Origin of the sequence: Kocuria rhizosphaericola, from assembly GCF_044462205.1 — a bacterium.
GTDB classification, from domain to species: Bacteria; Actinomycetota; Actinomycetes; order Actinomycetales; family Micrococcaceae; genus Kocuria; species Kocuria rhizosphaericola.
This window is the reverse complement of the sequence record NZ_JBISWK010000056.1, coordinates 1-10,771: the sequence shown is the minus strand read 5'-3', so window position 1 is coordinate 10,771 and position 10,771 is coordinate 1. Positions and strand designations below refer to the sequence as shown.

At 73.0% G+C, this 10,771-nt stretch carries 10 protein-coding genes; all 10 read right to left on the bottom strand.

The window, feature by feature from the left end; all coding sequences use genetic code 11:
• Window positions 1-116: 116 nt before the first annotated feature.
• Complete coding sequence (gene nrdR / locus ACH9D2_RS06195) at window positions 117-686, bottom strand: transcriptional regulator NrdR (protein ID WP_396361961.1); 570 nt, start codon at window positions 684-686, stop codon at window positions 117-119.
• 7 nt (window positions 687-693) lie between these two features.
• Window positions 694-2,049 (bottom strand): histidinol dehydrogenase, encoded by a 1,356-nt coding sequence (hisD, locus tag ACH9D2_RS06190; protein WP_396361960.1) that lies wholly within the window; start codon window positions 2,047-2,049, stop codon window positions 694-696.
• 58 nt (window positions 2,050-2,107) lie between these two features.
• Entirely contained in the window at window positions 2,108-5,656 is a 3,549-nt protein-coding gene (gene dnaE / locus ACH9D2_RS06185) for a DNA polymerase III subunit alpha (protein WP_396361958.1), read from the bottom strand.
• A gap of 58 nt (window positions 5,657-5,714) precedes the next feature.
• Window positions 5,715-6,665, bottom strand: coding sequence for an RluA family pseudouridine synthase (locus ACH9D2_RS06180; RefSeq protein ID WP_396361956.1), 951 nt, complete (start codon window positions 6,663-6,665; stop codon window positions 5,715-5,717).
• A complete protein-coding gene (gene lspA / locus ACH9D2_RS06175) occupies window positions 6,658-7,230 on the bottom strand; it encodes a signal peptidase II (RefSeq protein WP_396361954.1) in 573 nt (190 codons plus the stop codon). Before lspA ends, ACH9D2_RS06180 begins: the two co-directional genes overlap by 8 nt.
• Before the next feature lie 173 nt (window positions 7,231-7,403).
• Window positions 7,404-8,105, bottom strand: a complete 702-nt coding sequence (locus ACH9D2_RS06170; protein WP_396361952.1) for a DivIVA domain-containing protein — start codon at window positions 8,103-8,105, stop codon at window positions 7,404-7,406.
• Between the two features lie 159 nt (window positions 8,106-8,264).
• Window positions 8,265-8,555, bottom strand: a complete 291-nt coding sequence (locus tag ACH9D2_RS06165; RefSeq protein ID WP_396361950.1) for a YggT family protein — start codon at window positions 8,553-8,555, stop codon at window positions 8,265-8,267.
• A gap of 9 nt (window positions 8,556-8,564) precedes the next feature.
• Window positions 8,565-9,086, bottom strand: a complete 522-nt coding sequence (locus tag ACH9D2_RS06160) for a cell division protein SepF (protein WP_396361948.1) — start codon at window positions 9,084-9,086, stop codon at window positions 8,565-8,567.
• Window positions 9,087-9,206: 120 nt separating this feature from the next.
• The gene (locus ACH9D2_RS06155; protein WP_396361946.1) at window positions 9,207-9,986 is read right to left on the bottom strand and encodes a YggS family pyridoxal phosphate-dependent enzyme; all 780 of its coding nucleotides are present in this window, start codon (window positions 9,984-9,986) and stop codon (window positions 9,207-9,209) included.
• Window positions 9,983-10,771 (bottom strand): laccase domain-containing protein (locus tag ACH9D2_RS06150; protein WP_396361945.1); only part of this gene is annotated, 789 nt, incomplete at its 5' end. The genes ACH9D2_RS06150 and ACH9D2_RS06155, both read right to left, overlap by 4 nt.

Here is a 10,771-nt window from a genome sequence, read left to right as displayed (position 1 = left end):
CCGCGGCCCCCGGCGGGAGCCTGTTGTGGTGCCCACTCTACGACCCTGCTGCGGGCTGCGGCAAGAGACACGCCGGGTCCGGCCGGCCGGCCGTGCCGGGCCGCCGGGGCGGGTCGTCAGAGCAGCCTCGGCTGGGACACGCCCTCGAGGCCCTTGCCCCGCGGGCGCCGGCCGGGGCGCCGCTTGGCGGAGCCGATCGGCTCCACGGTGGCGGGGATCGTCTGCTGCCCGGACTGCTCGGCCTGCTGGCGGCGCAGGAGGTCGATCGCCTCCTCGAAGTCCCCCAGGCCGTCGAAGGCCTGGTAGACGCTGGCGAAGCGGAGGTAGGCCACCACGTCCAGCCTGCGCAGCGGGGCCAGGATCGCGAGCCCCACCTCGTGGGCCTCGATCTCCGCGGCGCCCAGCGCCCGGATCGTCTCCTCGACCTCCTGGGCGAGCATCGCGAGGTCGTCCTCGCTCACCGGCCGGCCCTGGCAGGCCTTGCGCACCCCGTTGACGATCTTCTGCCGGTCGAAGGGCTCGGTGACGCCCGAGCGCTTGATGACCGAGATCGTCGTGGTCTCGAGCGTGGTGAACCGCCGGCCGCACTCGGAGCACTGGCGGCGGCGGCGGATCGCCGTCCCGTCGTCCGTGGTGCGGCTGTCGACGACGCGGGAGTCGGTGTGGCGGCAGAACGGGCAGTGCACGGTCGGATCAGCTCCCGGTGCGGATCGTGATGGCCCGGCCGTGCGCGGGCAGGTCCTCGGAGCGTGCGACGGCCACGATGTCCTCCCCGATCCGGGCGAGCGCGTCCTCTGTGTACTCGACGATCTGCACGGCCTTCATGAACGCGCTCGTGGACAGCCCCTGGGCGTGCACCGCCGTCCCGCCCGTGGGCAGCACGTGGTTCGAGCCCGCCGCGTAGTCGCCGAGCGGGACGGGGCTGTAGGGCCCCAGGAAGATCGCCCCCGCGTTGCGCACGCGGGCCGCGACCTCCTGCGGGTCGGCCGTGTGGATCTCGAGGTGCTCGGCGGCGTAGGCGTCGGCCACGGCGATCGAGGCGTCGAGGTCGTCGGTGAGCACGATCCCGGACTGCGGCCCGGACAGGGCGGTCGTGATCCGCTCCCGGTGCTTCGCCTCGGGCACCTGCACGGCCAGCTCCGCGGCGACCCGCTCGGCGAGCCCCGGCGAGTGGGTGATCAGCACCGCGCCGGCGGCGGGGTCGTGCTCGGCCTGGGAGATCAGGTCGGCGGCCACGTAGGCCGGCACGGCGGTGTCGTCGGCCAGCACGGCGATCTCGGTGGTCCCCGCCTCGGCGTCCACGCCGACCACGGAACGGAGCAGGCGCTTGGCCGTGGCGACGTAGACGTTGCCCGGACCGGTCACGGTGTCGACCGGCTCGAGGACGTCCTCGCCGTCCGTGACCCCGTAGGCCATGGCGGCCAGCGACTGGGCGCCGCCGATGGCCCAGACCTCGTCCACGCCGAGCAGCCCGGCGGCGGCCAGGATCGTGGGGTGCGGCAGACCGCCGAACTCCTTCTGCGGCGGGCTGCACAGCACCACCGAGCCGACCCCGGCCGCCTGGGCCGGGACGACGTTCATGACCACGGACGAGGGGTAGACGGCCAGCCCGCCGGGCACGTACAGACCCGCTCGGCGCAGGGGCGTCCACCGGTGCACGAGCACGGCCCCCGGGGCGACCTCGACACGGGCGTCGGCGGGCCGCTGCGCCCGCGCGAAGGCCCGGGTCCGTTCGATGGCGGTCTCCAGGCCCCGGCGCACGGCCGGGTCCAGCTCGTCGACGGCCCGGCGGATCACCGCGGGATCGACGCGGAGGGAGCCCTGCTCCACCCCGTCGAAGCGCTGCGCGTAGCGGCGCAGGGCCTCGGCGCCCTCGGCGCGGACCGCGGCCAGGATCTCCTCCACGGCCTGCTGCGCCGAGGCGAGCGACGTGGAGCTCTGCCGGGGCACGGCCGCCCGCAGCTCGGACCAGGACAGGTGCCGGCCGCGCAGGTCGATCGTTCGCAGGACGGGAGTCGTGGTCGTCTCAGCAGTAGTCACGTTGTCCATGGTATTCCACCGCGGCGCCCGACCGGGTGCCGGACCTTGCGCTCCGCCGCCCGGTGGGCTACACCTCCAGGCAGGTCGGGCCGAGCAGGACCTTGAGGTCCCCGAACAGGGCCGGTGAGGGATTGACCCGCAGGTCCGGGCCCAGGCGCAGGACCTGCACCTTCTGCCGCGTCTCGAGGTGGATGCGCACCTCGGAGTCCCCGCGGTGGTTGCGCAGCACCGCGCCGATCTCCTTGACCGTCTCCTCCGTGGCGCGGAACTCGGGCAGGGCGATGAGCACGGGCCCGCTGTGCCCGTCCGCCGAGAGCTCCGGCACGGTGAGCTCCTGCGCGGAGATCGTCACCGACCCGTCGTCCCGGCGCTGCAGCCGGCCCTTGATCACGCAGATGAGGTCCTCCGCGAGCACGCCCGCGATGGGGGCGTAGGCCTTGCCGAAGAACATGATCTCGATCGAGCCCGTCCGGTCCTCGAGCTCCACCCGCGCGTAGGCGTTGCCCGAGGTCTTGGCGATCCGCCGGGACAGGGACGTGATCATGCCCGCCACGGTCACGACCGCGCCGTCGGGCCGGCCGTCCTCGCCGAGCAGCGGCTGGATCGAGGTGTCGGCGTACTGGCCGAGCGCCTCGTCGAGACCGCGCAGCGGGTGGTCGGAGACGTACAGGCCGAGCATCTCGCGCTCGAAGGCCAGCAGGTCCTTGCGCTCCCACTCGGGCACGTCCGGCACCGCGACGGTCAGCGACGTGGTGGGGTCCTCGTCGTCCAGGCCCATGCCGCCGAAGAGGTCGAACTGCCCGGCCGCCTCCTGGCGCTTGACGGCCACCGTGGCGTCCACGGCCTCCTCGTGGCACAGCACGAGCCCGCGCCGGGTGTGGCCCAGCCGGTCGAAGGCGCCCGCCTTGACCATGGACTCGATGGTGCGCTTGTTGCACACCACGGCGGGGACCTTGGCGAGGAAGTCGTTGAAGGAGGTGAAGGCGCCGTGCTCCTCCCGGGCCTCGACCATCGCGCTGACCACGTTGGCGCCCACGTTGCGCACCGCGCCCATGCCGAAGCGGATGTCGGTGCCCACCGGGGTGAAGTTCAGCGCGGACTCGTTGACGTCCGGGGGCAGCACGGTGATGCCCATCCGGCGGCACTCGGTGAGGTACAGGGCGAGCTTGTCCTTGTCGTCGCCCACCGAGGTGAGCAGCGCCGCCATGTACTCGGCCGGGTAGTGCGCCTTGAGGTACGCCGTCCAGTAGGACACGAGCCCGTAGGCCGCGGAGTGGGCCTTGTTGAACGCGTAGTCCGAGAACGGGAGCAGGATGTCCCACAGGGCCTTGATCGCGGCCTCGGAGTAGCCGCGCTCCGCCATGCCGCCGTGGAAGCCCTCGTACTGCTTGTCCAGCTCCGACTTCTTCTTCTTGCCCATGGCGCGGCGGAGGATGTCGGCCTGGCCGAGTGAGAAGCCCGCGACCTTCTGGGCGATCGCCATGACCTGCTCCTGGTAGACGATCAGGCCGTAGGTCGTGTTGAGGATCTCCGCGAGCGGCTCCTCGAGCTCCGGGTGGATCGGGGTGATCTCCTGCTGGCCGGTCTTGCGCAGCGCGTAGTTGGTGTGCGAGTTCGCGCCCATGGGACCCGGCCGGTACAGCGCGATGACCGCGGAGATGTCCTCGAAGTTGTCGGGGCGCATGAGCTTGAGCAGCTGGCGCATGGGCCCGCCGTCGAGCTGGAACACCCCGAGGGTGTCGCCGCGGGCCAGCAGCTCGTAGGACTCGGCGTCCTCGAGGCCGAGGTTCTCGAGGTCGAGGACGAAGCCGTCCTGGTTGAGGGTGATGTTCTCGAGGGCGTCGGAGATGATCGTCAGGTTGCGCAGGCCCAGGAAGTCCATCTTGATCAGCCCGAGACCCTCGCACGTGGGGTAGTCGAACTGGGTGATGACCTGGCCGTCCTGCTCGCGGCGCATGATCGGGATGATGTCGATGAGCGGGTGCGAGGACATGATGACGCCCGCCGCGTGCACCCCCCACTGGCGCTTGAGCCCCTCGAGGCCCTCGGCGGTCTCGAAGATCTTCTTCGCCTCGGGGTCCTGCGCGAGGACCTCGCGCAGCTCGTCGGCCTCGCCGTGGCGCTTGGCGGAGTCGTCGTAGACGTCCTTGAGGGAGATGCCCTTGCCCATGACGTCCGGGGGCATGGCCTTGGTGAGCTTCTCCCCCATCGAGAAGGGGTAGCCCAGCACGCGCGAGGAGTCCTTGAGCGCCTGCTTGGCCTTGATGGTGCCGTAGGTGACGATCATGGCCACGCGCTCGTCGCCGTACTTCTCGGTGACGTAGTGGATCACCTCGGCGCGGCGGCGGTCGTCGAAGTCGACGTCGAAGTCGGGCATGGACACGCGGTCCGGGTTGAGGAAACGCTCGAAGATCAGCCCGTGCTCCAGCGGGTTCAGCTCGGTGATGCGCATGGCGTACGCGACCATCGAGCCGGCCCCGGAGCCGCGGCCCGGGCCCACCCGGATCCCGTTGTTCTTGGCCCAGTTGATGAAGTCGGCCACCACCAGGAAGTACCCGGGGAAGCCCATCTGCAGGATGATGCCCTTCTCGTAGTCCGCCTGCCGCTGGACGTCCTCGGGGATCCCGCCGGGGAAGCGGTGGTGCAGGCCCCGCTGCACCTCCTCGACGAACCAGGACTCCTCGTCGTGGCCCTCGGGGGTCGGGAAGCGGGGCATGTAGTTCGCGGAGGTGTCGAACTCGACGTTGCACCGCTCCGCGATCTCCAGGGTGTTGTCGCAGGCCTCCGGGAAGTCCCGGAAGAGCTCCCGCATCTCCGCGGGGGACTTCAGGTAGAACTCGTCGGCGTCGAACTTGAAGCGCTTCGGGTCCGCCAGGGTCGAGCCGGACTGCACGCACAGCAGGGCGGCGTGGGACTTCGCGTCCTCGGCGTGGGTGTAGTGCAGGTCGTTGGTGGCCACGAGCGGCAGCTGCAGGTCCTTGGCGAGCTTGAGCAGGTCCCCGGTGACCTGCTTCTCGATCCCCAGACCGTGGTCCATGAGCTCGCAGTAGTAGTTCTCCGCGCCGAAGATGTCGCGGAACTCCGCCGCGGCCTGCCGCGCCTCCTGGTACTGGCCCAGGCGCAGACGGGTCTGGACCTCGCCCGAGGGGCAGCCCGTGGTCGCGATCAGGCCCTTGCCGTAGGTGTTCAGCAGCTCGCGGTCCATGCGCGGCTTGTACAGCTGGCCCTCGAGGGACGCCAGGGACGAGGCGCGGAACAGGTTCTGCATGCCCTGGGTGGTCTCCGCGAGAAGCGTCATGTGGGTGTAGGCGCCGCCGCCCGAGACGTCGTCCCGGCCGCCGTCGGCGAACTTCACGCGGGTGCGGTCGGAGCGGGCGGTGCCCGGCGTCAGGTACGCCTCCACGCCGATGATGGGCTTGATCCCCGCGTTGCGGGCCTTGTTCCAGAAGTCGAAGGCCCCGAAGACGAAGCCGTGGTCGGTCGTCGCGAGAGAGGACATCCCCAGCTCGTGGCAGGCCTCGAAGAGGTCGTCGAGCCGCGCCGCACCGTCGAGCATGGAGTACTCGGTGTGCACGTGCAGGTGGGTGAAGCTGTTCTTGCCGGTCGCCGTCGTCACCCGACCAGTGTAGTGGCCCGCACCGACCGCTCCGCCCCACCGGGGCCGGTCTCCCGGCTCAGGCGGGCCCGCCGTCGCGCAGCGTCTCGAGGGCGAACGAGAGATCCGGCGGGTACGGGCTCTCGTACTCGACGGGCTCCCCCGTCCCGGGGTGCTCGAAGCCCAGCCGCTTGGCGTGCAGCCACTGCCGGGTGAGCCCCAGACCGGCCGACAGCGCGGGGTCCGCCCCGTAGGTGAGGTCCCCGCAGCACGGGTGCCGCAGCGCGGAGAAGTGCACCCGGATCTGGTGGGTGCGGCCGGTCTCCAGGTGCACCTCGACGAGCGCGGCCCGGCCGAACGCCTCCAGGACCTCGTAGTGGGTGATGGACGTGCGTCCGCCCTCGACCACGGCGAAGCGCCAGTCGTAGCCGGGGTGGCGGCCGATGGGGGCGTCGACGGTCCCGCGCAGGGGGTCCGGCAGGCCCTGGACCACGGTGTGGTAGACCTTCGTGACCGTCCGGTCCTTGAACGCGCGCTTGAGCGCGGTGTACGCGCGCTCGGTGCGGGCCACGACCATCAGCCCGGACGTGCCGACGTCGAGCCGGTGCACCACGCCGGCCCGCTCGGGGGCGCCGGAGGTGCTCACGGTGACGCCCGCGCCCGCCAGGGCCCCGACCACGGTCGGTCCCTTCCAGCCCGGCGAGGGGTGCGCGGCGACGCCCGGGGGCTTGTCGATCACCACGATGTCGTCGTCCAGGTGCACCACCCGGAAGTCCTCGACCAGCTGGGGCACGATCCGTGCCGGGTCCTCGGGGACGGGCACGTGCACGGTGAGCGTCTGCGAGGCCTCGACCCGGAAGGACTTGGCGACAGGCCGGTCGCGGTGCAGCACGCGCCCCTCCGCGCAGAGAACCGCGGCCGCGGAGCGCGAGAGCCCCGTCAGGGCGGCCACGGCGGCGTCCGCGCGGTGACCCTCGAGCTCGGGCGGCACGGTGAAGCGCTCCTGGACGTGCTCCTCGGGATCAGCCACGGGCCCCCTCCTCCGGCGAGGTCTCGAGCGGCTGCGAGCCCGTGCGGGTGCCGTCGAGCTCCCTGCCGAGCAGGGTCAGGAGCACCACGAGGGACACCCCCACGACCACCCCGCAGTCGGCGATGTTGAAGATCGCGAAGCGCGGCACGGCGATGAAGTCCACCACGTGCCCCACCCCGAAACCGGGCTCCCGCAGGAGCCGGTCGGTCAGGTTGCCCAGGGCCCCGCCGAGGACCAGGCCCAGGGCCAGGGCCCACGCCCGCGAGCGGACGCGGCGGAGGGTGAGCACGATGAGGACCGAGACCACCGCCATGACCACGGTGAAGACCCAGGTGATGTCCTCGCCCAGCGAGAACGCGGCGCCGGGGTTGCGGATGAACTGCCACCACAGCAGTCCGTCGACCACGGGGGTGCGCTCGCCCAGCGCCATGGTCGAGACGACCCACCACTTGGTGAGCTGGTCCGTGGCGTAGACCAGCAGCGCGGCGACCGCGGCGAGGAGCAGGACACCCCGCGGCACCCCGCGGTCGGGTGCGCCGGCAGGGACTTCGGGGGGCTCGTTCATGCTCTCCTCGGGTGGCGGATCGGGGACGCGCGTCCGGCCCGGGGATCGGGGCGGCGGGGACTTCGGTCCGGTTCCATGGTGCCACGTCCGCCCGGGAGCGCCCCGGCCGGGCGACGACGGAGGGACCGGCACGCGGCCGGTCCCTCCGTCGGTGCTGTGCCGCGGCCCGGTGGCTAGGCCTGCTCGGTCCGGGCCGCGCCGGTGGCGACGTCCGCGGTCGGTGCGGGCTCGAGGGACGGGGTGGTGTCCAGGTCCTGGAGCTGGTCCTGGATGTACACCTTGAGGTTGGTGCGGTAGTCCTGCTCGAAGGTCCGCAGCCCCGAGACGCGGGCCTGCAGCTCGGCCTGCTCCTCCTGCAGGGCGGTGAGGGTCTCCTCGCGCGTGCGCTGGGCGTCCGTGACGAGCTCCTCGGCACGGTCGCGGGCCTCGCCGATGATCCGGTCGCGCTCGGCCGTGCCCTCGGCGACGTACTCGTCGTGCAGCTTCTGGGCCATCGCCAGGACGCCGGCCGCGGACTGCGCCGCGCCGGAGGTGGGGGCGGTCTCCGCCGGGGCGGCCTCGGCGGCACCGGTGTCCGGCGGCCCGGCCGCCGCGGGCGCGTCCTGCTCCGCCGCGTCCGGCTGGGTCTCCCCGGCGGTGCCCTCCGCGACCGGGAGGCCGGGCTCGGAGACGGGCGACGGCGCGGAGTCCCTGGGGGCCACGGGCTGCCCCGCGGCCTCGAGCTGCTGCTTGAGGTCCGTGTTCTCCTGGTTCAGGCGGCGCAGCTCCACGACGATCTCGTCGAGGAAGTCGTCGACCTCGTCCTGGTCGTAGCCCTCCCGGAACTTGGTGGGCTGGAACCGCTTGTTGATGACGTCTTCGGGCGTCAGAGCCATGAGTGCATTCCTTCGTGGGCGGGGCGCGGGCGCGGCCCGCGGCGGGGGATCCGTCCGACCGGGGCCGGGGCGGCGCGGTGGCCGGCACCCGGTGGTCGTGCGGTTACAGCGTACAGGCCGGTCCGGGGCGGACCGGGCCGGCGTCAGCGCGGCATCGGGTCAGATCAGCATCGTGCCGACGATGCCCTGGATGATGCTGACGGCGAAGATGAGGATGAGGAACCCGAGGTCCAGCGACACCCCGCCGAAGCGCAGCGGCGGCACGATCCGCCGCAGCCACCGCATCGGCGGATCGGTGATGGTGTACACGGCCGAGGCCCCGACGAGGGCCGCCCCGCGGGGCCGCCAGTTGCGGGCGAACATCTGCACCCAGTCGAGGACGAGGCGCGCGAGCAGCGCGACGTACACGAGGTGCAGTGCCAGGTACAGCACGGAGAGCAGAAGGTCCATCGGTCCGCCTCAGTCCTCCTGCTGGTCGTCGGCCTCGTCCTCGCCGCCGGCGGGGTGCCCGACGACCTCCACGTAGGACGGGGTGAGCAGGAAGACCTTGCCGGTCACCCGCTCGATGGAGCCGTGCAGGGCGAAGACCAGGCCGGCGGAGAAGTCCACCAGGCGCTTGGCCTCGGCGTCGCCCATGTCGCTGACGTTCATGATGACGGGCGTGCCCTCGCGGAAGGCCTCGCCGATGGACTTCGCGTCGTTGTAGGAGCGGGGGTGGACCGTGGTGATCGTGCGCAAGGTCGAGCTGTCCTCTCGAGAGCTGGAGGGGGCGCGTTTGATGGGGGTGACCGGCGCCCGGTACTCGGCCGACCGGCGCGGCACGGCCACCGCGGTGGACTCGTGGGCGCGGGCCTCGCGCGGCTCCTCGCGGACCGCGACGGCGGACTGGTGCTCCTGGCGGGACGGCGTCGAGTCGTCGTAGTCCTCGTCCGTCTCGGCGAGGCCGAGATAGATCATGGTGCGGCGCAACGCTCCGGCCATGGTGCTCTCCTTGACTGTCTGTGCGGATATCGGCGGTGGGGGGAGTTCCGGGATCCTCGGACCGCCTGCGCCCGTGGTGCTGCGCGGTACGGCCCTGGCCCCTCGGGGCCGTCCTCCAAGCTATCCTACGGGCGCCCGGGGGCCGAGGATATCGGAGCCGACGCGCACGTGCGTGGCTCCCCGGGCGACCGCCTCCTCGAGGTCCTGGCTCATGCCCGCGGACACGGCCGTGGCCTCCGGCAGGGACCGCCGCAGCTCCTGCGAGATCTCCTGGAGGCGGTCGAAGGCCGGCCCCGGCGGCGCACCCAGCGGGGCGACGGCCATGAGCCCTCCGGCGCGCAGGCCCTCCGTCCCGGCGATCTGCTCGGCGAGCCCGACGACGTCCTCGGGGCGGGCCCCGCCGCGGCGCTCCTCGGCGTCCAGGGACACCTGGACCAGGCACGTCAGGGCCTGGTCCGCGCAGGGCGCGGGGGCCGCGTCCCCGGCCGCCACGGCCTCCCGGTGGCGCTGGACCGCCTTGCCGAGGGCCGTGACCAGGGAGGCCCGGTCCACGGAGTGCACCCACGACGCGTAGCGCACGACCGACTTCGCCTTGTTGGACTGGAGCTGGCCCACGAAGTGCCAGGTGAGGGGCCCGTCCACGAGCCCGGACACCTCCCGCGCCTTCGGGGCGGCCTCCTGGTCCCGGTTCTCCCCCACGTCCCGGACGCCGAGGCGGTGCAGCCGGGCCACGTCCGCGGCCGGGAAGAACTTCGTCACGGCGACCAGCACGGGCTCCTCGGCCGCCCCGCCCCGCTCCGCCGCGGCCGCGATCCGGGCGCGCACCCGGTCGAGGGAGCGGGCGAGCTCCAGGGTCCGCGGATCGTCCCCGCCGGGGGCGGCGGCCGGGTCCGCGCTCACGCGGCGTCCTCCCCGCGGGGACCGGTGCCCCAGACGAGGCCGACGATGCGGCCGGAGCCGGGGTCCCGCCGGTGCGAGGACAGCTGCTCGTTCTCCAGGGTGCAGGAGGAGCCGGTGTCCGCGGTCGGCTCGACGACGCCCACCCCGAGGGCGGACAGCCGCTCCCGGGCCCCGCCGCGGAGGTCGAGGGCCGGGGTGCCCCAGGACGTCGTGGCGGCGACCGCGGGCACCCGCGCCACGGCCTCCTCGCGCATGGCGGCGGGGACCTCGTAGCAGCTCCCGCAGATCGAGGGACCGAGCCAGGCGGACAGCCCGCGCGCGCCCCGGGCCCGCAGCTGCTCGACCGTGCGCTCCAGCACGCCGTCGAGCAGGCCGCGGCGTCCGGCGTGCGCCACGCCCGTGACCGGACCCCGCGGGCCCTCCCCCACGAGGAGCACGGGCACGCAGTCGGCGACCATCACGGCCAGCGGCACGCCGGTCGCCGTGACCGCGGCGTCCGCGGTCGGCACGGCCGGCCGGTCGTCCCGGTCCGCGTCGGCGACGTCGGTGCCGTGCACCTGCTCGAGGAAGACCAGGGAGCCCCCGGGGACGCCGATCGACCGCTCGAGCGCGGCGCGGCGGGACCGCACTGCGTCCGCGTCGTCACCCGTGTGCAGCGCGAGATTGCCCGCGCCGCGGTCCGTGAACGCCACCCGGACGCCCTGCCCGACGTCGCCCTGCCACCAGAACACCGGGTCCTCCTGTCGTGCCTCGTCGTGCCGCCGCCGGGGCCGGCGGTGGCGGGG

What these genes read in the sequence shown, in the direction of transcription:
- hisD (WP_396361960.1), bottom strand. Translation starts at nt 2,049, where the DNA reads ATGGACAACGTGACTACTGCTGAGACGACCACGACTCCCGTCCTGCGA.
- lspA (WP_396361954.1), bottom strand. Translation starts at nt 7,230, where the DNA reads ATGAACGAGCCCCCCGAAGTCCCTGCCGGCGCACCCGACCGCGGGGTG.
- ACH9D2_RS06170 (WP_396361952.1), bottom strand. Translation starts at nt 8,105, where the DNA reads ATGGCTCTGACGCCCGAAGACGTCATCAACAAGCGGTTCCAGCCCACC.
- ACH9D2_RS06165 (WP_396361950.1), bottom strand. Translation starts at nt 8,555, where the DNA reads ATGGACCTTCTGCTCTCCGTGCTGTACCTGGCACTGCACCTCGTGTAC.
- ACH9D2_RS06160 (WP_396361948.1), bottom strand. Translation starts at nt 9,086, where the DNA reads ATGGCCGGAGCGTTGCGCCGCACCATGATCTATCTCGGCCTCGCCGAG.